Here is a 17,386-nt window from a genome sequence, read left to right on the forward strand (position 1 = left end):
AAGCATGTCCGAGGTCTCTCTTCCGCATCAAGCCATCTCATCGCGAGATTTCTCCTGCCAAAACGGCGCGTCCGTGCACGGCAAGGATTGCAGTGAACCTTGGACAGCCGAACTGTCGGACGACATCTAGGACACGAGCATCGTAGGCGGCTTGGCCAATCAGGCTGCACAAATCCGATGCGTGAAACTGTCGGTTGGCACTAGGAGCAGCCCGAATCTGCTGATGGAGCTCGAGCGTTTTCGGATCTTCTTTGGCCAGCAGCTCCGGCTCCGATGAAAACGTTGGAGCCCGGCTTGACGAACTGGTCCGCCAGCGCCGCATGAAGCCGAGCAAGTAGCCAGCCGGGACATGGGCATTGCCGCGCGACTGGTTGAAAGTCAGGAAACGTTCCCAGATGATCTGCGTATCGACGTTCCAGCAGGCAAGCGACACCTTCGCTGACTTGATCAATTCTGCCCAAGGCGTGTGGTAGACGCTGGCTACTGCGCCGATCTCGATCTTTCCTGCAAAGATAGTTTTGTTCTTAGAGTCTCCAGATAGTGATGTGTCGCCTGCAGATGACACGACATCTGGCGCTGTTCCAGTTGCGATATGCCCCCCGAACCGGAACAGCCAGGGCGCAAACTTGCCATTGGGCTTCCACCGGGCCAGCGCCAAGCCGGACGCCGCGAGCTCGACCAGGAGCGCCGTCAGATGCTGCCGGGAAACCCCCATCTTTTCGGCGAGGTGCGCCAGCGTGAACGCGGCCGTTCCGCGTTCAAGCCCGTTGTAGCCATCCTTCCAGGCGATGCCGTCGAGGATGATCGTCGCGAGCTTATGGGCCGCAGTGGAGAGTGGTGTTTCGGTGATGCGGCGCAGGATGGCGCCGGTCGTGAGTTCCATGATGTGTCGTTCCGTCTTGGGGCGACACCAGACCGTGAGCCGTGCAAAATTTCGTTCCGGCAAAGGCATTTGCCGGTTGAACGGACCCAAAGCTCGCGCTAGATTTCCATCACCACGAGGAAATCAGTGCGGCGTCGGGCCTATGGTCTGGCGTCGTTTCTGTTTCTGGGGATCCGGTCACTCGATCGTTTCGTGGGAGGGCGGTCGTTCATGTTCTCAGTAATGAACCTCTTCGTGTCCGTAGCTCCCTTCATAGTCGCGCCATTCGACGAAAACAGACCGGTGCCAATAGCTGCGACAGTCTGCCGGCACGGTGAGGTCTGAGGCGGTCGGCACCGCAGAAATGCTGCTCCGACGACGGCTGTAGTCGCCCTGAGCGCCATAGGTGCCCATGTACACGGCGCCCCAGCTGTTGCAGTCGCCGTCAGAGTTGCGTCTCTGCTGGTAGGTGATCTCGAACACGCGGATCGAGCGGACAAAGTCAAACGCCGGATCGGAGATATCGACATCTGCCCGATCCTGGACGAGCTGAGGTGCCCACGGCGTTTTCGGGACAGAGATGAGCGGGGCAGTCTCTCCGCGAACGGCGATGTCGAACAGGCGCTCGATCGGTTTGGCCTCGCCGCGGAAACTCGCCCGCATCGGGCAGTTCCAGATTTGCAGCGGTGGCTCGACCGGCCATGGCGTGATCCGGGCAATGAAGACGGTGCGGGCATGGGCGCATTCGGTCGAGGCTGGCCAGCCGCCTGCGAGGCAGAGAAGGATCGCGCAATCGACGGGGTAGGCTTGTGCCGGAGCCGCAACAGAAAGTGACATGGCGGTCGCTGCCAGGGCGGCCGCAGCTCGTAGTCTTGTCATGGGAGTTTCCTTGTGAAGATGCCGGGAGGGGAAGGGTAGGGGGACCTGATCTCACGCGGTCATCCGTCCGGGTCCTCGCCAAGAGCCTGGTAGTCGTGGATCGCGCGGTTGATCTCTTCGGACACCTGGGCTCGCGCGGCATCCAGACAGCGCAGATAGGTCTGCGCCTCATCGAAATAGGCCGTGAACTCCTGCCCGATCTCCACGCGATATTCCGCGCGCGTGGCAGCATCGGTCACCGGTGCAGGCGGGACCGGCGGCAAGCAGTCCAACGCCGTCGCACCTTGAGCGACGCCGCAGACAGGCATCGTGAACAGGGCGGCGGCGGCGAGGCAAGCGTGTCTGGAGCGGAGAAGGGGCATGCACGGTCCGCGGTTTCAAAACATGTGCATGAATTGCAAAACACCGCTATTGACGCAATAGGATTCTACCGCTAGGTGAGCGCCATGTTGTGCGACGACATGTTTCTCATCAGCGCAACATGCACTATGTTCTGCCGAAAGCGTGTTGCTTCGGAAGGTGCCAACCCATGAGGAACTTGACCCCGGTGATCTTGCAGGCCGGACTTAAGGAGGCCCTGACCGAAGGCGGCATCGTCGAAGCCCTCTGTGTCGAGGACGCAAAGAAGGTTCTCAATGTCTGGCAAGGCACCTGGCGCATCCAGTTGCGCCTTGGCGACCAGACGGCCCTTCTGGTGATCTCGCGCGGGCTCGAACCACGGGAGTTCAAGACCGTCACCGGTCTGATCTCTTTCGCGGTCGAGTTGGGTCTGACCACGGTCCCCGTTCCTTTGAAGAAGGGCGAGAAGGCGACCTGGACCCATGACGCAGCGGTGGAGCCCATTCCCTGATCTGACCCTCGGCGCAGGGCTGGCGCTTTGGCTCATTGCCGCACAAGGTGCCCTGGCCGAGGTCATTGATCTGGGGACAGGGGCAGAGGACTTGCGGGTTCGGGCCAGCGTTCTCGATCTTGGCAAAAAGCTTCCCAAACGCGGCGATCCGAACAACGCCGAGTTCACAGATGATGCTAAGACCGATGCAGCTGATGATGGTCTCGTTGTGCTCGCGTCCTATGGCACAACCCCGAAGGGCAGGGGTCCGCGTGGCACAGCCGAAATCGAGGATCTCGTACTCGACGTCGGCGACGACTACCTCCGCCATCCTGCGCTGAATGCGGCGGGGCTCTCCGGGACGGAATGGCTCGCACTCTTTCGGGCCAACATCGCCGTGGAATCTGCCTTCAATCCAGATGCGCGGTCGTCTGTCGGTGCCATCGGCTTGGGTCAGCTGATGCCAGGAACCGCCGATCTCCTCGGGGTCGATCCCCATGATCCGGAAGACAATCTGCACGGCTCAGCCCGCTATCTCCTCGCCCAGCTTGAAGACTTCGGCGCTGCAGATCTTGCTCTGGCCGCCTACAATGCCGGACCCGAAGCGGTCCGCGACTATGGCGGCATTCCCCCTTATGCCGAGACCGAGGGCCATGTGGCCAAGGTTTTGCGGCTGACCAACGCAACCCTCAGTTCGGAGTAACCCCCATGTTCCGCAATCTTTTTGGCGTGCGATTGCCGCGCCTGGCTTTGCACACCCTTTTGCTGGCGCTGCCCTTCGCGGCAATCCTCGCGGAGCCCGCTCTCGCGCAGAACCTCGACCCCTTGGAGAACATGCTGCAGGTCGTGGTGGACGGGCTGACCGGCCCGATCGGACGGCTGATCGCCATCCTTGCTGTCGTGGCTGCCGGCTACATGATGTTCACCGGCCGCCTGAACTGGCCCCTCTTCCTTGCGATCTTCTTCGGTGTGGTCCTCGTCTTCTCGGCCGCGACCATCATCGACGGCTTTGCGGCCCCCTAAGGCGGGATCGGCGACAGGCCGGGTGGCATCGCCCACTCGGCTTGGCCGCTCCCTCGGATGTTCCCCATGCATGACGCGCCCCTGTTTCTCGGCCTCACCCGGCCGCCGAAGATCTTCGGCCTTCCCATCGGCTACTTCGTGAGCCTGATGCTGGGCTCGGTCATCCCCTTCGTTGGGGCGAACGACTGGCGGTTTCTGCTGATCGGCGTCATCGGATATCCGGTCTTGTGGTTCGTCGCGGATCGCAACCCGAACCTCTTCGAGACCGTTGCGGTGGTCTTTTCCCGCACCCCGCGCACACGGGGCAAGTCGGCCTTTGGCGGAGATCGCCATGTCAGCTGACCTCAAATCCCTCTTCCCGGCCACCCCGGCGCTTCGATCTGTCTTGCGGCCTGAGGATCTCGCAGCCGAGACCTTCGCCCGGCACTTGCCCTGGCTGTCCGCACCTGCGGACAATCTGATCCTGACCCGGCAGGGTGACCTGATCGCCTCTGCCGTGGTCGAGGGGCAGGACAGTTTCACGACGGAAGAAGGGGACCTCTCACTCGCGACCACTTCGCTTGCGCGGCTGATCGGCCAGTTGGGCGAAGGCTTCGGGTTCCATGTCTCCAAGCTGACCCTGCCGGACGCACCCCAGCTGAAGCCCTTCGATGGTGAGGGCATCGGGGCCGAATTCGCGGCAATGGTCGATGCCCGATGGCAGGGACATCTTCGCGCCCGCACCCTGAAGCGGCGAGTGCTGGTGGTCTCGCTCATCCTTCGCCCCACAGTACTAAAACGTGTCCCTTTGATCGGCGCACTCTTCAAGGCAGCCTTCACAGGCGACCTCGGCCAGAGGATCGAGCGCCTGAATGAAGCGATGGGTCTTTTGGCCGGGGCCTGCCAGGGTCTGGGCTTCCGGCGGCTGACCGTTTCCTCCGGGGAATGGCTGGGTCTCCTTGGCGTCCTTCTTGGGCAGCCGATGGCCAAGGTGCTTCCGATGCGCGGCCAATTTCTTGCCGAGGCTGTCGCGTCATCGCAGATGATCTTTGCTGGCAAACGGGTGGAAATCGAAACCAGCGAAGGGATGCGTTTCGGGACGATTTTCGGCGTGAAATCCTATCCGGCCCGCACCTGGGCGCGGATGCTCGACGCGCTGGAACTGCCCTACGACATCGTCATCACCAACAGCTTCACCCCCGCGCGCAACAACGAAATCGAAGAGCGCATCAAGCGCACGGCACGCCAGATGCGTGCCTCTGAGGATGCCGCTGAAACCCTGCGTCAGGAACTGTATGAGGCCGCCGACAATGTCGCCTCGGGCCGACAAGTCTTCGGCAAACATCACCTGACGGTCATGGTCACGGCCGAGACCCCGGAACAGCTGGAGGAAGCCGCCTCCGAAGTCTGGCGCGCCGGACAGGATTGCGGGGCGACCCTCGTTCGTGAGAGTTTCGCCGCCCGCGCGGCCTGGTTCGCCCAGGCCCCGGGCAACTGGGCCTACCGCCCGCGCACCGCACTTCTGTCAGCCCAGAACTTCGCCCACCTCGCAGCGCTGCACCGGGTGACGGAAGGTCGCTCCAAGGCACAGTCGCCCTGGGGCGAGACGATCACGGCGCTGCCGACGGTGACCTCGAGCCTCTACCGCTTCAATTTCCACGATAAGGGCGAGCGCGGTGCCGAGCCGAGCGCCGGCCACACGCTGGTCTTGGGCCGCACCGGATCGGGCAAGACCCTTGGCACGGCCTTTCTGATGGCGCAGGCGCGGCGAGTGCATGCCCGCATCCTCGTCATCGACAAGGACCGGGGCCTCGAGATGGCCGTGCGCGCCTTGGGTGGCAGCTATTCTGCGATCCGGATCGGCGAGGCGACAGGCTTCAATCCGTTTCAGACCGAGGTCGACGAGCGCGGGGCGGCCTGGCTCACCGACTGGCTTGGTGACATCCTTGCAGGGTCGCGCCCCTTCGAGACCGCTCAAACCGTCAGCCTGAACGCCGCCGTCCGTCAGATCGTTTCGGCCGATCCGCGGCTCAGGACTTTCGACGGCCTCGCAACCCTCGTCGCCTCGACAGACGACGAGGGCGATCTGGTGGGAAGGGTCCGGGAATGGGGGCAGGGGGGTCGGCATGGCTGGCTCTTCGGGCCCGGGGCCACATCCCAGATCAGCCTGTCCGAAGATGTGGTCGGCATCGACATGTCGGAGATCCTCGATCTCGGGACCGAGCGCTCAGCGCTTCTGGCCTACCTCTTCCGGCGCATCGAACGGGTGATCGAGGATCGCCGTCCGACCCTCATCGTCATCGATGAAGCCTGGAAGATGCTCGACGATCCGATCTTCGAGAAGCGCCTGCACGATTGGCTCGTCACGATGCGGAAGAAGAATGCCGTGGTGATGATGCTGACCCAGACTCCGACCCATCTGACACGGGTCAAGGTCGGACAAATCATCGCGGAAAGCGTAGTGACCCAGCTTCTCTACCCGAACCCGCGCGCAAACCCCGAGGATTACCGGATCCTGCGGCTGAACGAGAAAGAGGCCGAGTTCCTCTGCACGCCCACGGGCGGCCTGCGCCTCGCCCTCCTGCGCTCGGCCGGAGACTCGGTCTTCGTGAACATGGATCTCGCGGCCCTCGGACCCGCGCTCGCCGTGCTTGGCGGCGGCCGATCCGGTGAAGACCGCGCGCCCTATAGCTGGCGCGACAACCCCGACTTCTGGAAGGACATGACGTGACCAGACGCAACCGCTTGATCCCCGCTTCCCTTGTCGGGCTCACCCTCCTCTCCGCCTGCGCCGGTGTCGAGACGGGGGCCGTCTCCCCCTGCCACGGTCAGTTCCGGGCCGAGGGCAAATACTTCGCAGCGCACGAGCAAAGTGACGGCACGACGGTCGTCGTCTCGACGATGAACGCACCCGACACGACTTGCGCGAACTGAGACACCGCATGAGTCGCGCACCGCTCCTTCTCGGGCTTCTTCTCGGCACTGCGGTGCCTATGGGCCTCCTGGCCCAGGGCGTGCCGATCATCGATGGCTCGCGCTTGTCGAACTTCATCTCGCGTCTTGTCGAACAGGCTGAGGATGCGGTGAAGCAGGGGGAGAAACTCGCCACGCGCACGGAACTCAGCGAGATCGAAGACGACCAGCTGGCCGCCTATGAGCGTTTCCTCGCGGATACGACCGGCGTGACCGACCTCAGCGGCTTCGAGATGGGGACGGGAACCTTCCCTCCTGCCGACGAGGTATATCCCCTTGAGGAGACAAGCCCGGAAAGCCAGCGGCTCTTCGGGGAAGGTGAGACGGTTGAGGCGATGATCATCGCGACGGCGGCGCGCTATGAGACGCATCCCGGCGTCGTGAAGGTTGGGCTCACTCCGACGACCTGGCGCATTCTTTTCCAGTCGCTGGTGAAGCAGGAAAGCGGGTTTTCCAACGCGGCGATCAGCCCGGTCGGGGCCATGGGATTCTGCCAGTTGATGCCGGGCACTGCCGCCGATCTCGGCGTTGATCCGACCGACCCGCTGCAGAACCTCGATGGTGGCGCCCGCTATCTCGCGACCCAGCTCAACAGCTTCGGCCGGATCGACTTCGCGCTTGCGGCCTACAACGCAGGGCCCGGCAACGTCCAGAAATACGGTGGCATCCCTCCTTTCGAGGAAACCCAGAACTACGTCCGCCGGATCTCGGGCTACTATGACGCCTATCTTTCGGTGATCACCGGCGCGGACGTGACGGGCACGTTGGCGGGGGTGGAGGGTGCGAGTGCCGAATGGGGCAACATGTCCTCAGCCTTCATCGGCTATTCCGGCCAGCAGTCGGGGCAGATCGAGGCGGCCATGGCGCGGATCAAGGGGTTCCTTGAAGAGGCCAAGCCCCAGACCCCGAAAGAAGCGGTCGATCAGAACACCTACATGCTCGCCGAACGCGCGCGCCTTACGGCCCTGACGCTGCGGCTGCGCGCGGGTGCCGTCAAAGTCGAGGCGGCCCGTGGGCTCTCGGACGCCGCGCAATCCCTGCAATACACCACCTTCTGGGAGTACACTCCGTGAGACCTGCCGTCCTTCGAACGAGGGCGCGCCTCGCGCTCGCCGTCTGTGCATCGATCCTGGCATCACCTCTTCTGGCCCAAGGCGTGCCCGTCATCGACGGCACCAACCTTGCCAAGAACATCGAGCAGCTGCAGGCGGCACTTCGCGATGCCGAAAACCAGATCGCGCAGATCGAAGAATTGAAGAAGCAGGTCGAGACCGGTCTCGAGCAGCTGACCAACCTCGAAGGCATCCTCGGATCAATCTCGGGCCTGAACGAGATCGCAAGCCTCTACAATTCGGTGGAGGACCTGCGCTCGCGCGCGGCCAAAATCACTGACCTTTCCGGCTTCCAGGATGCGCTCACCATCGGGGATTTCGACGGGCTTTTTGAAAGCCTTCTCGATGGCGATGTGACCATGGGCGACAAGATGGCCGCCGAGTATATGCGCGACACGCTGGAAAGGGCCGGCCTGACCTCGGAAACCCTGGCCGGGTTGTCGTCATCGGAGAACCCGCAGGACAAGCTCATCGCGACGACCGCTGCTACGAGCGCCACGGCCATGGGCGTGGCGCAGCTTTCCTACGAGGAAGCTGCCCAAAGCCTCGCGCGGATCGACGGGCTCGTTGACGAGATCGCGAACCAGGAAACTCTCAAGGAAAGCATAGATCTCAACACCCGTATGGCCGCCGAGACCAACTACATGCTCGGCCAGATGTGGCGCCTGAACGCGGCTGCCGGGCTCGCTGCCGGGCAGACGGGTGTGAACTGGGCCGCAGAACAGGCCAAGGAAAAGAGCTTCTTCGACTATTCGGGGGCCGAATGATGCGGCGGGCGTCTCACCAGATCGCGGCGGTTGCTGTCCTCGTCTGCCTTGCCAACTTCGCCGCAGCGGAGGACCTCGCCTCATTGAGCGATGTCCAGCTGGCCGAAAGAACCCGGGAAGCGGTGGTGGCGCAGGATGCAGACGCCGCTCTGGACCTCCTGACCGAAATGCAGCGGCGCGGGACCGGGATCTTTGCCGCCGCAGACAGGCCTGCCTGCGAAGAGGTGATCGATCTGCCCGATGGGATCACCGATTGGAAGTTCCGCGCAGTGGCTCGGCAAGCCTATTTCCGCGTGGCCATGTCGCGGCGGCTTGAAGAAGGCTCCTGCGCTTGCCTCTTCGAGGGCTTCACCTTCGACGCCTTCGTCGCGGCCGAGTTGGGAAAGTCAGCATCGGAACTGACCGATGCTGACCGTCCAACGCTGGAAAGCATACGAGATCAAGATCGGCGCGCGACCGAAGCGCGATTTCGAGACCTCGAACAAAGCTGCCGGGCCAAGTGATCCATGGCAATCATTGCCGACATCCTGACCCAGGTCGATGCCGCCGCAACAGCGGTTGGCGCTACGGCATTTGATGCCGTGGCCGCCGAGATCGTGCCGGTCTTCCGGGTCGGGTCTGTTCTGGTGGTGGCGCTGGTCGGGATCAACCTGATGGCACAAGCCGTGCCAATGACACTTCGCAACGGGCTCGGTCTGATGGTGCGGATCGCAGTCGCGTCGGCCTTCTTGTCGTCCTGGACGAACTTCAATTCGGTCTACGGTGTCCTGACCAATGCCCCGAGTGAGATCGGGGCTGTCGTGATGAACGCGTTTGGAGATGGATCGGGCAATCTCTACGAGGGTTTGGATGCCCTCTACCTTCAAGCCCTCGATGTAGGTCAGGCGATCAGCCAGAATGGCAGCTACATCACTGGTGCCCTTGCGGGCCTCCTGATGTTCTTGGTCGCGGCCCTGATGGCGACGGTGTCGATCATCGTGATCTCGGCCGCGAAGATCATGATCGGCGTTCTCGTCATCTTCGCACCCGTCGCAATCGGCTGCACACTTTTCAAGGTCACCGCCCCGCTCTTTGACCGGTGGGTGAACCTTGCCCTCGGCTTTGCTCTTTATCCGATGCTGACGTCCGGCATGGCGGCCTTCACGATCTACATCGCGGAGGACCTCACCCCGGCCTCGCTCGCCTCGGTCGAAACCATCGGCGATGTCCTGAGCTTCGTGGTCGTCATGATGCTCGGAACTGGCCTCATGGCCATGGTGCCGACGATCGCGCAGTCGCTCGCGTCGACCGCGACCGGTCTTGGCAGCGTCGCAGCCTCGACCTTCCGTACCGCCGACAGCGTCAAGGGTTACGGACGCACCGGCATCGCGTCCGGGATCGGCGCAGGGCGGGGAGCGGCTGGATTGGATGCCGGCGGCCGCCGACCATCGGATGCACGTCTGAACGGCAATACCGCCGGACAGATCGGCAGGTCCGCCGTGCAGACGGCGATGCGGCTCGCCAGCCGGACATCGGACAAAAGCTGATGCCCCAGAATTCGAGAAGTGGAGGACCGCCCATGGAGGCGCATGGATTTGATGTCGATCTCGTGCTGGAGCCCCGCCTCTCGGCCCGGCGCGCCTGGATTGTCGCGAGTGCCGCGGGCGGGCTGAGCCTGATCCTTGCAACCGCACTGGTCCTCGTCCTGCCTTTGCGGGAAACCCAGGTCTTCACCGTCCTCGTCGATCGGCAGACGGGTGACGCCGAAAACATCCTGCAGGTCGCCCCGACCGGGATCGAGGACCAGGAAGCGCTGAAGCAAAGCCTCCTCGTGGCTTACGTCTCAGATCGCGAAGGCTATTTCCTCGCGGGCATTCAAGCCCGGCTTGAAAGTGTCCAGCGGCGCTCGACGGGGCGTGCCGAGGAAAGTCTGCGGCTTCTCTGGTCGAAGGGCGGCGGCAACACGGCCTATCCGCCCGATGTCTACGGCCCCGGTGCGGAAGTCACGGTGACCGTGCGCCGGATCACCTTCCTTTCGCCGAACGTCGCCCAGATCCGCTTCCTGAAAACCCTGCGCAAGACGAAACAGGAGCCGGTGACCCAGCCCTTCGTCGCGACGGTCGAGTTCGCCTTCGAGCCCAAGACCGAGCGCTCCCTCGCCCATGTCTGGGAAAACCCGCTCGGCTTCACCGTCTCGGCCTACCGCGTTGACGCCGAAACCCTGGAGACCAATCCATGACCCGTTCTCTTCTCCTCCCGGGACTTGCCTTCGCCTGCGCCCTCGGCTTTGGAGCCGTTGCCAGCGCCGAAGTCGCCCCCGCGTCGATGGGCGCGGATGCCCGTGTCCGGTCGGTCCTTTACAACCCCGTCGACGTCATCCGGCTCGACACGCATCTGCGCGTGAACACCGCCATCGAACTCGGTGCCGGCGAGCGGATCGATTCCGTCCTTCTCGGCGACAGCGAAGCCTTCGAGGTCGAGGTGCTCTCCAACCGGACCACGGTCTCCGTGAAACCCCTGATCGCCGGGGCGGAGACCAACATGACGATCTACACCGGGCGGCGCACGATCTCACTTTCGATCAGCGAGGGTCGGTCCCGCAATCCGACCTATCGGCTGGTCCTGCGCTATCCCGAGACCGGCACGGGCAGGACGGCCCGCAGTACCGTGGCCGCAGGGTCGCGCGACATCGGCTATGCCTGGTCGGGCGACGAGACCTTGAAACCCGTCCATATCTGGAATGATGGGCAAGCGACCTACTTTGCCTTCGCACCGGGTGTCCGACCCTCGATCTTCGGCGTCGATGCGACGGGCCGCGAAGTGACGCTGAACTCCGGCACGCGCGGCAGCATCGTCCGCGTCTCGGGCCTGCGCTCCGCCTATTCGATCCGGATCGGGACGCAGGTTCTGTGCATCGAGCGGGTAGATGGCGGCGTGACCACCGATCCGGCCCTGCTCGCCAAGCTTCAGGGTTGGGAGTTCTGACATGGCTGATCCTGAGATGACCGATCCGCAGAAGGGCGCCGAGCCAGAATACAAGGTCGAGCGACCCAAGCCGAAAATGACCCGGCAGCAGCGACTTGGCATGGGCGCACTCTTGGCCGGAGCCAGCCTTGCCGCGCTCTGGACGGTCTGGCCTTCCAGCCGCACAATCCCCGATGTGGAAACCTCCGCCGTAGAGGAATTCCAGGATCAGGCTGGTGGCTCGCCCTTCGGAGCGATTGAGCCCAAACCGGAAGCGAAACCCGCCGGAGATGGCTTTTCCGACATCGAAGGCGAACTGGCCTCACAGCGGGAAGACCTCGAAGCGCGGAACGCCACACTCCAGTCTGAGGTCGAACGGTTGCAGCGCGAGTTGGGTGATCTTGCCGACAGGGCCGATGCCGAGAAGGGCCAGACAGCCAAGGAACTGGCGCTTGCGCTCGAAGAGGCACAGTCCCAGAACCTTGCTCTCATGGAGGATATGCGGCGGCAGTTCGATCAGGAGATCGCCGTCCTGAAGGCAAGCGCCGACACCGCGGGTGCCGCCGATGCCGCGCGAGAAGCCGAACTGGCCGCCAAACGTGCCGAGCGCGAGGCGCAGCTTGCGGCGCGTGTGGCCTCGCCTTCGGTCGTGTTCGATGATGGTCAAAAGGGTGGGGCAGGGGATGTCGGTATGGGGATGCCCGAGGCCCCTGCCGAGGGCCGAGATGCGACAGGTCGGGATTTTGTGCAGTCGGGACGGGAAGCCACCGCCACCGAAGTGAGCCAGGTGATCGCCAATCCTTCGAACACCGTCCTTCAGGGTACGATGATCGAAGCGACCCTGGAGAATGCGGTCGACTCGAGCTTGCCTGGCCAGATCACAGCGATCGTGACCCGACCGGTTTGGTCCTTCGATCAGGCCCAGATCCTGATCCCCGCCGGCGCGCGCCTCTTCGGCGATTATTCTTCGGACGTGGCCATCGGCCAAGGTCGCATTCTTGTCGCCTGGACGCGGCTCGTCACCCCGGATGGGCAATCCGTGCAGATGGAGGCCTTCGGTGGCGACGCCCAAGGTCGTTCCGGCATCACCGGCAAGGTCAACACGCGCTTCGGCGCACGGTTCGGGTCGGCTGCGCTGATCTCTCTTCTCGGGGCTGCCCCAGCCGTTGCCGCCGCGAAATACACTGACGAGATCAGTTCCGACACGGCCGAGAGCATGGGCGAGGACCTGAGCGCTGCCACGGGCTCAGCGGTCGAGGCCTATACGAGCCTGCCGCAGATCATCACCGTCGCCCCCGGAGCCGCAATCACGGTCATGGTCGATCGCGACTTGGAAATCTGGTGATGGATGATCGGCCGAGCTTCCTCGGGTCCTACCTGACGCCAATTGCGCCGCTGTTCTTACGGGACGATCTGGTCGAGGTGGCGATCAACCCGGATGGAAAAGTCTGGATCGAGCGAAAGGGTGCAACCCACATGGAGCGGGTCTCGCATCTGTCCATCGATCGGGTCCTGTCTAACAACCTTGGGCAGGCAATAGCTTCTGCCGTTGGTGTGCAGTTCTCCGACAAGAAGCCGACCGTTTCGGGAAAGATCGTCTTGGGCGATATGGCGATCCGGGCGCAGGTTGTGGCGCCGCCCATAGTGGAAGGCGGGATGGCTATCACGTTCCGGCCATTCAAGGTTTCGGCCGATCAGCTGATCGAGCCGCGCCTCCTACACGGTGGTCTTGTCGATCTCGACGCCAAGCGTCGGGCAAGGGCAGGGGAGGCAATGAAGCTTGCTGAGGCGGGGCAGGTCGTCGAGGCCATGCGGCTTTGCGTCGAGGAGCGCATGAACATCCTGATCTCTGGCGGCACCTCGACCGGCAAGACGACATTTGCTCGGTCTTTGTTGTCGATGGTGGACCCGGGCGAGAGGATCCTGACCATCGAGGATGCCTATGAGCTGTTCCCCCGTCAGGAGAACGCGGTATCGCTTAAGGCTGATCGCAGTGCCCAAGGCGAACGGACGCCTGCGCGGCTACTGGAAGCCTCGCTTCGGATGCGTCCAGACCGGATCATTCTTGGTGAGTTGCGGGGTGAGGAAAGCCGGACCTTCCTGGAAGCGATCAACACCGGGCACGGTGGTTCGTTCACAACCATCCATGCCGACACCGCCCGGAAAGCCATAGATCGGTTGGCGATCATGGTCATGGCCGCCGGGCTGGGCATGGGGTTCGAGGAGGTGAAGCGGTACTGCGAGGGAAGTGTGGATCTGGTGGTGCAACTTTCGCGGCAGGCTGGGCGGCGTGGGGTGGCGGAGATACTGTGCCTGTGAGGGTCGCGAAGGGCGGTAAGCGGCCTGATGCAGGTGAGGCGTTTCAGTTGCAACATGCAACAATAGCAGATGCCCACGAGGCAGAGGCGATCTGCGACCGCTTCAATCAAGCCGCTGGGCGCAGCACGTTAAAACCGCGTCAAAAGCAGCAGCATGAGTTCGACGAAGAGCGCAAGCGGCGGCGTCAGCTTGAATTGGAAAGGCAGCGCGAACTGGGCCGGGATCTGGGCTGGGAGCTGTCGGCTGCAATGTCCGCCACCTCACGGGCGGCGGGCACGGCTTCATCCCGCACAGCACGAAAGCATCGCCACGTCCTTATCGAAGGTCTGAGCCGCGAGCCTCAGGCCTTCGACCGTGGTCAGATAAGGGAAAATGGTCTCCCCGAGTGCCTTGGTGGTCATCCCGAACTTCAGGGCCATGGCCAGCGTCTGGGCGCTGTCGGAACCTTCAGGCGCGGCGATCACACCGCCCAAAAGTCTATCGGTCTTTGCATCCGCCACCAGTTTGATGACACCGCGCGTGTCACGGGCCGCGAGCGCTCGAGGCACGTTGTCGAGCGTCAGAACGCTGGTTTTCACGTCATAGCCGGCTGCAACGGCCTGTTCCACAGTCAACCCTACGCCCGCCACCTGCGGATCAGTGAACACCACCCAAGGCATCGCTCTATTGTCATAGCACTCTGCACCGCCCATGGCATTCCTTGCGGCCAGCTTTGCTCCATAGGCGGCCATATAGACAAACTGGTCACGGTTGGTCACATCCCCTGCGGCATAAATGCCGGGGCGGGTGGTCTGCATGTCGTCGCCCACCACGATTGCCCCTCGCCGGTCGGTCTCGATCCCCATTTCGGAAAGCCCCAGGCCTTCGGTATTGGGGCTGCGTCCGGTGGTCAGCACCAGATGATCTGCTGTCAGTTCCAGTCGCTTGCCGCGTTCTTCGATGCACAGCACGGCGCGCTTGCCATCCCGATTGCAAGTATCATAGGTCACGCCGCAGTGCATTGTGATGCCTTCGCCCCGGAACACCTCTGTCAGAGCTTCCGACACTTCGGGTTCGGCCTGCGGCAGAAGGCGCGAGCGGCAGACCATGGTAACCTTGACGCCCATCCGCGCCATCATCTGTGCCAGTTCCGCACCGATATAGCCACCGCCAAGGAAGACTAGGCTTTCCGGCAGCGTTTCCAGCGCAAGAAGGGACGTGCTGTCCAGCGTGGGCACTTGCCTGATTCCCGGAATGGGCGGCAGGGCGGGGCGGCCACCCGTGGCTATGATGACTTTGGGCGCACGGATCAGGCGCGCGCCGACCTGCACGCCACCGGGGACAAGCCGGGCCGCCCCTTCGTCAATGTAGGTAATCCCCTCATAGCCGGGCAGCAGATCGGCATATTTCTTTTGACGCAGACTAGAAACCAAGGCGTCCTTCCCGGCCATCAGCGCCGCCCAATCATCGACCTGTGCAGCCCCGGATAGTCCCGGAAACCGTTTCGCCGCCTTCGCGCCGTGGATCGCTTCCGCCGCACGGATCAAGGCCTTTGACGGCACGCAGCCCACGTTCACACAGGTGCCGCCGATCAGCCCGTGTCCGATCAGCGCTACACGCTTGCCCGCCCCGGCCGCCGTGATCGAGGCGGAAAACCCCGCCGATCCCGCCCCGATTACAGCCATGTCGAAAGAATTTTGGTCTGGACGGGGAATGGTGCAGCAATCGTTCATGATTGTATTCCTTTAGGAGTTTCTGGCGTTCCGCTGGCGTCGCCAGAGGGCATAAATCGTAAGGCCGATGAAGACGGCGAGGGCAGGCAAGAGCACGACATCAAGCCAACCCAGCAGGGCTGACAGGCCGACAAAACCGAGGAGCACGGCCAGAACCGGCGTGAAGCAGCACAGCGCGGCGATGACGGTGCCGACAATGCCGGTGATCAGTAGACGGCGTTCGGATGGATCGCCGCTCATGGCCCGTGCTGCCTTTCCGAAACGCCCGGCTCGCAGCTTCCCAACTGCGCGCGCCGACGGCTGCGCCAAGTCAGTGCCGCAACGGCTGCCATCATGACTGCTACCAGGCCGCCAGCGCCGCTGATCCATCCGCCAACCGCACCGATGATCGCGGCCAGGGCGATGCCGCCACCACCGCAACAGACAACCACCAGCGGGGCGGCGATCAGCGTCGCCAACACCCCGCCCTGAATGTCGTCGCGCATTGGCTTTAGCCCTTCACATTGGCCGGATAGCCCGCCTGTGCCGAGGCTTCCGCAATCGTTGCCGCATTGGTCAGGGCCGGATCGAAGATCACCATCGCGCTGCGGCTGTCAAAGTCCACCTCGACCGATTGCACCCCTTCGACCCCGCTCATCGCGGCCTTGACCGTCACCGGGCAGAGTCCGCAAGTCATGTCCGGCACATCGAAAGTGACCTCGGTCAGTGTGGATGCGGTCGCCGGAGCCGATTGGGCGAAGACGAATGACGCTGTGGCGGGCAGGCCGAGCATCGCCGCGCCGAGAGCCAGAATTGCAAAACGTTTCATAAGGTTTCCTTTTGGTTTCAGTAAAGCAGAGGTGCCCACCAGTTGAGCGTCACGGACAGCAGGACCAGCACTGTTGCCGCCCAAAGCACCGTTTTGGTGAGGCGCGACGATTGCGGGCGGGCGCAGTACGACCCCTCCACGCATACGGGTTTTGTCCGAAAATAAACGTGCCAGAACCCCAGCCCGATAAAGACAATGGCGATGCCCGAGGTCAGCGGCTTGTAGGGTTCAAGGGCTGTCAGATTTCCGATCCATGCACCGGATATTCCCAGCGTCACCAGCACCAGCGGCACGATGCAGCAGGCCGAGGCCAGAAACGCCCCCGCCAGCCCAAGTGTGGCAAACAGGCCCTTGTGATCGGCGCTTCGCGGCGCGGTTTCGGCATCGTGAATGTCACTCATCGCAGGGTTCCTTGTCATCCCGTTGCAACCTGCCTACGGTCTGTAGTGACTACAGGTGCAAGGGAAATCACCATGACTGTCGTTCACGAAGCTGCGACCCGCAAAGAAAGCCTCAAGGCAGGGGTATTGCGCCGGGCCGATCTGGCCCGCGCGACCGGCTGCAATCTGGAGACGATCCGCTATTACGAGACGGCGGGCATCCTGCCACCACCCGCCCGGACGGATGCAGGTCATCGGACCTATGAGGCCACGGATGTGCAGCGCCTGCGCTTCGTCATGCGCGCCCGCGAGCTGGGGTTTTCGCTAGACGACATTCGCGGATTGCTTGGCCTTGGCGATGGCGCGCTGCAGTCCTGCGCCGAGGTCAAAGAAAAAACCGAGGCACATCTGACGGATGTCAGGGCAAAGATCGCCGACCTGCAAAGGATCGAAGCTCTCCTGTCCCGCACCGCCGCGCTTTGCAGCGGCGGGGATCGTCCCGAATGCCCGGTGCTGGATATTCTCCGACATTAGCGGCCGTTTCGGTTGGGGACAGAGATGCCGAAGCTTTGTTCAAAGATCCCTTCGCGAAGATCACTTTGCAACGGCAGGTCTGCATAGACGTGCCGCTGCGGATCTTCTTGGTCCGGCTAGGTGATGCCCGCGCCATGTGGCGAAGAACTCCCGCTCACCACACCGTCGCTTTTGGTTCGACTAGGAATTGCTGCGGCAGGAAAGAATGACTGGTTAGGGAAATCCGATAGAAGCACGTAAACAGGGTCGGCGGACCGAAATAGGCC

23 protein-coding genes are annotated in these 17,386 nt (G+C 63.0%); 15 read left to right on the forward strand and 8 right to left on the reverse strand.

What is annotated here, in order from left to right:
- Window positions 1–37 precede the first annotated feature (37 nt).
- From EEY80_RS09140 to EEY80_RS09150, 3 genes are all read right to left on the reverse strand, one after another.
- The gene (locus EEY80_RS09140) at window positions 38–883 is read right to left on the reverse strand and encodes a hypothetical protein (protein WP_126976264.1); all 846 of its coding nucleotides are present in this window, start codon (window positions 881–883) and stop codon (window positions 38–40) included.
- Window positions 884–1,099: 216 nt separating this feature from the next.
- Window positions 1,100–1,741 (reverse strand): hypothetical protein, encoded by a 642-nt coding sequence (locus tag EEY80_RS09145; RefSeq protein ID WP_164517409.1) that lies wholly within the window; start codon window positions 1,739–1,741, stop codon window positions 1,100–1,102.
- A 59-nt stretch (window positions 1,742–1,800) separates the two neighbouring features.
- Complete coding sequence (locus EEY80_RS09150; protein WP_125327829.1) at window positions 1,801–2,103, reverse strand: hypothetical protein; 303 nt, start codon at window positions 2,101–2,103, stop codon at window positions 1,801–1,803.
- Window positions 2,104–2,270: 167 nt separating this feature from the next.
- Here EEY80_RS09150 and EEY80_RS09155 point away from each other — a divergent pair, with 167 nt between their 5' ends.
- The 14 genes from EEY80_RS09155 to EEY80_RS09220 all read left to right on the forward strand — a co-directional run bounded on the left by EEY80_RS09155 (window position 2,271) and on the right by EEY80_RS09220 (window position 13,686).
- The gene (locus EEY80_RS09155) at window positions 2,271–2,591 is read left to right on the forward strand and encodes a hypothetical protein (protein ID WP_125327830.1); all 321 of its coding nucleotides are present in this window, start codon (window positions 2,271–2,273) and stop codon (window positions 2,589–2,591) included.
- Window positions 2,563–3,273 (forward strand): lytic transglycosylase domain-containing protein, encoded by a 711-nt coding sequence (locus tag EEY80_RS09160; RefSeq protein ID WP_125327831.1) that lies wholly within the window; start codon window positions 2,563–2,565, stop codon window positions 3,271–3,273. The genes EEY80_RS09155 and EEY80_RS09160 overlap by 29 nt, the downstream gene beginning before the upstream one ends.
- A gap of 5 nt (window positions 3,274–3,278) precedes the next feature.
- Window positions 3,279–3,593 (forward strand): TrbC/VirB2 family protein, encoded by a 315-nt coding sequence (locus EEY80_RS09165; protein ID WP_125327832.1) that lies wholly within the window; start codon window positions 3,279–3,281, stop codon window positions 3,591–3,593.
- A gap of 66 nt (window positions 3,594–3,659) precedes the next feature.
- The gene (locus tag EEY80_RS09170) at window positions 3,660–3,935 is read left to right on the forward strand and encodes a type IV secretion system protein VirB3 (RefSeq protein WP_125327833.1); all 276 of its coding nucleotides are present in this window, start codon (window positions 3,660–3,662) and stop codon (window positions 3,933–3,935) included.
- Window positions 3,925–6,303 (forward strand): VirB4 family type IV secretion/conjugal transfer ATPase, encoded by a 2,379-nt coding sequence (locus EEY80_RS09175; protein WP_126976266.1) that lies wholly within the window; start codon window positions 3,925–3,927, stop codon window positions 6,301–6,303. The genes EEY80_RS09170 and EEY80_RS09175 overlap by 11 nt, the downstream gene beginning before the upstream one ends.
- The gene (locus EEY80_RS09180; protein ID WP_126976267.1) at window positions 6,300–6,506 is read left to right on the forward strand and encodes a hypothetical protein; all 207 of its coding nucleotides are present in this window, start codon (window positions 6,300–6,302) and stop codon (window positions 6,504–6,506) included. Before EEY80_RS09175 ends, EEY80_RS09180 begins: the two co-directional genes overlap by 4 nt.
- A gap of 8 nt (window positions 6,507–6,514) precedes the next feature.
- Window positions 6,515–7,618, forward strand: a complete 1,104-nt coding sequence (locus EEY80_RS09185) for a lytic transglycosylase domain-containing protein (RefSeq protein ID WP_125327836.1) — start codon at window positions 6,515–6,517, stop codon at window positions 7,616–7,618.
- Entirely contained in the window at window positions 7,615–8,424 is an 810-nt protein-coding gene (locus EEY80_RS09190; RefSeq protein ID WP_164738207.1) for a type IV secretion system protein, read from the forward strand. Before EEY80_RS09185 ends, EEY80_RS09190 begins: the two co-directional genes overlap by 4 nt.
- Window positions 8,421–8,927 (forward strand): hypothetical protein, encoded by a 507-nt coding sequence (locus EEY80_RS09195; protein ID WP_126976269.1) that lies wholly within the window; start codon window positions 8,421–8,423, stop codon window positions 8,925–8,927. The genes EEY80_RS09190 and EEY80_RS09195 overlap by 4 nt, the downstream gene beginning before the upstream one ends.
- Window positions 8,928–8,930: 3 nt before the next feature.
- The gene (locus EEY80_RS09200) at window positions 8,931–9,950 is read left to right on the forward strand and encodes a type IV secretion system protein (RefSeq protein ID WP_126976270.1); all 1,020 of its coding nucleotides are present in this window, start codon (window positions 8,931–8,933) and stop codon (window positions 9,948–9,950) included.
- A gap of 32 nt (window positions 9,951–9,982) precedes the next feature.
- Window positions 9,983–10,642 (forward strand): virB8 family protein, encoded by a 660-nt coding sequence (locus EEY80_RS09205; protein ID WP_164738208.1) that lies wholly within the window; start codon window positions 9,983–9,985, stop codon window positions 10,640–10,642.
- Window positions 10,639–11,388 carry a TrbG/VirB9 family P-type conjugative transfer protein gene (locus EEY80_RS09210; RefSeq protein ID WP_126976272.1) on the forward strand — a complete coding sequence of 250 codons (750 nt, stop codon included), beginning with the start codon at window positions 10,639–10,641 and terminating at the stop codon, window positions 11,386–11,388. Before EEY80_RS09205 ends, EEY80_RS09210 begins: the two co-directional genes overlap by 4 nt.
- A 1-nt stretch (window position 11,389) precedes the next feature.
- The gene (locus EEY80_RS09215; RefSeq protein ID WP_126976273.1) at window positions 11,390–12,712 is read left to right on the forward strand and encodes a TrbI/VirB10 family protein; all 1,323 of its coding nucleotides are present in this window, start codon (window positions 11,390–11,392) and stop codon (window positions 12,710–12,712) included.
- Entirely contained in the window at window positions 12,712–13,686 is a 975-nt protein-coding gene (locus EEY80_RS09220) for an ATPase, T2SS/T4P/T4SS family (RefSeq protein ID WP_126976274.1), read from the forward strand. Before EEY80_RS09215 ends, EEY80_RS09220 begins: the two co-directional genes overlap by 1 nt.
- 281 nt (window positions 13,687–13,967) lie before the next feature.
- Here EEY80_RS09220 and merA read toward each other — a convergent pair whose 3' ends face one another.
- From merA to EEY80_RS09245, 5 genes are read right to left on the reverse strand one after another with little or no spacing between them, the layout of a single operon-like run.
- A complete protein-coding gene (gene merA, locus EEY80_RS09225) occupies window positions 13,968–15,398 on the reverse strand; it encodes a mercury(II) reductase (RefSeq protein ID WP_126976275.1) in 1,431 nt (476 codons plus the stop codon).
- Between the two features lie 12 nt (window positions 15,399–15,410).
- The gene (merF, locus tag EEY80_RS09230; RefSeq protein WP_126976276.1) at window positions 15,411–15,638 is read right to left on the reverse strand and encodes a mercury resistance system transport protein MerF; all 228 of its coding nucleotides are present in this window, start codon (window positions 15,636–15,638) and stop codon (window positions 15,411–15,413) included.
- A complete protein-coding gene (locus EEY80_RS09235) occupies window positions 15,635–15,883 on the reverse strand; it encodes a hypothetical protein (protein WP_126976277.1) in 249 nt (82 codons plus the stop codon). Before EEY80_RS09235 ends, merF begins: the two co-directional genes overlap by 4 nt.
- Window positions 15,884–15,888: 5 nt before the next feature.
- Window positions 15,889–16,206: a heavy-metal-associated domain-containing protein gene (locus EEY80_RS09240; RefSeq protein ID WP_126976278.1), complete on the reverse strand. Its 318-nt coding sequence runs from the start codon at window positions 16,204–16,206 to the stop codon at window positions 15,889–15,891.
- A gap of 17 nt (window positions 16,207–16,223) precedes the next feature.
- A complete protein-coding gene (locus tag EEY80_RS09245; protein WP_126976279.1) occupies window positions 16,224–16,607 on the reverse strand; it encodes a mercuric transporter MerT family protein in 384 nt (127 codons plus the stop codon).
- A gap of 72 nt (window positions 16,608–16,679) precedes the next feature.
- On the opposite strand from EEY80_RS09245, the gene EEY80_RS09250 reads away from it, so the two are divergent.
- Entirely contained in the window at window positions 16,680–17,120 is a 441-nt protein-coding gene (locus EEY80_RS09250) for a MerR family transcriptional regulator (RefSeq protein ID WP_126976280.1), read from the forward strand.
- The last annotated feature ends 266 nt before the right edge of the window (window positions 17,121–17,386 follow it).

It is taken from the genome of Frigidibacter oleivorans, from assembly GCF_003993775.1.
In the GTDB taxonomy this organism is placed as follows: domain Bacteria; phylum Pseudomonadota; class Alphaproteobacteria; order Rhodobacterales; family Rhodobacteraceae; genus Frigidibacter; species Frigidibacter oleivorans.

Excerpts from the sequence above, each read along its gene's own strand:
- EEY80_RS09140 (WP_126976264.1), bottom strand. The coding sequence starts at position 883 with ATGGAACTCACGACCGGCGCCATCCTGCGCCGCATCACCGAAACACCA.
- EEY80_RS09145 (WP_164517409.1), bottom strand. The coding sequence starts at position 1,741 with ATGACAAGACTACGAGCTGCGGCCGCCCTGGCAGCGACCGCCATGTCA.
- EEY80_RS09150 (WP_125327829.1), bottom strand. The coding sequence starts at position 2,103 with ATGCCCCTTCTCCGCTCCAGACACGCTTGCCTCGCCGCCGCCGCCCTG.
- EEY80_RS09155 (WP_125327830.1), top strand. The coding sequence starts at position 2,271 with ATGAGGAACTTGACCCCGGTGATCTTGCAGGCCGGACTTAAGGAGGCC.
- EEY80_RS09160 (WP_125327831.1), top strand. The coding sequence starts at position 2,563 with ATGACGCAGCGGTGGAGCCCATTCCCTGATCTGACCCTCGGCGCAGGG.
- EEY80_RS09165 (WP_125327832.1), top strand. The coding sequence starts at position 3,279 with ATGTTCCGCAATCTTTTTGGCGTGCGATTGCCGCGCCTGGCTTTGCAC.
- EEY80_RS09170 (WP_125327833.1), top strand. The coding sequence starts at position 3,660 with ATGCATGACGCGCCCCTGTTTCTCGGCCTCACCCGGCCGCCGAAGATC.
- EEY80_RS09175 (WP_126976266.1), top strand. The coding sequence starts at position 3,925 with ATGTCAGCTGACCTCAAATCCCTCTTCCCGGCCACCCCGGCGCTTCGA.
- EEY80_RS09185 (WP_125327836.1), top strand. The coding sequence starts at position 6,515 with ATGAGTCGCGCACCGCTCCTTCTCGGGCTTCTTCTCGGCACTGCGGTG.
- EEY80_RS09195 (WP_126976269.1), top strand. The coding sequence starts at position 8,421 with ATGATGCGGCGGGCGTCTCACCAGATCGCGGCGGTTGCTGTCCTCGTC.
- EEY80_RS09200 (WP_126976270.1), top strand. The coding sequence starts at position 8,931 with ATGGCAATCATTGCCGACATCCTGACCCAGGTCGATGCCGCCGCAACA.
- EEY80_RS09205 (WP_164738208.1), top strand. The coding sequence starts at position 9,983 with ATGGAGGCGCATGGATTTGATGTCGATCTCGTGCTGGAGCCCCGCCTC.
- EEY80_RS09210 (WP_126976272.1), top strand. The coding sequence starts at position 10,639 with ATGACCCGTTCTCTTCTCCTCCCGGGACTTGCCTTCGCCTGCGCCCTC.
- EEY80_RS09215 (WP_126976273.1), top strand. The coding sequence starts at position 11,390 with ATGGCTGATCCTGAGATGACCGATCCGCAGAAGGGCGCCGAGCCAGAA.
- EEY80_RS09220 (WP_126976274.1), top strand. The coding sequence starts at position 12,712 with ATGGATGATCGGCCGAGCTTCCTCGGGTCCTACCTGACGCCAATTGCG.
- merA (WP_126976275.1), bottom strand. The coding sequence starts at position 15,398 with ATGAACGATTGCTGCACCATTCCCCGTCCAGACCAAAATTCTTTCGAC.
- merF (WP_126976276.1), bottom strand. The coding sequence starts at position 15,638 with ATGAGCGGCGATCCATCCGAACGCCGTCTACTGATCACCGGCATTGTC.
- EEY80_RS09235 (WP_126976277.1), bottom strand. The coding sequence starts at position 15,883 with ATGCGCGACGACATTCAGGGCGGGGTGTTGGCGACGCTGATCGCCGCC.
- EEY80_RS09240 (WP_126976278.1), bottom strand. The coding sequence starts at position 16,206 with ATGAAACGTTTTGCAATTCTGGCTCTCGGCGCGGCGATGCTCGGCCTG.
- EEY80_RS09245 (WP_126976279.1), bottom strand. The coding sequence starts at position 16,607 with ATGAGTGACATTCACGATGCCGAAACCGCGCCGCGAAGCGCCGATCAC.
- EEY80_RS09250 (WP_126976280.1), top strand. The coding sequence starts at position 16,680 with ATGACTGTCGTTCACGAAGCTGCGACCCGCAAAGAAAGCCTCAAGGCA.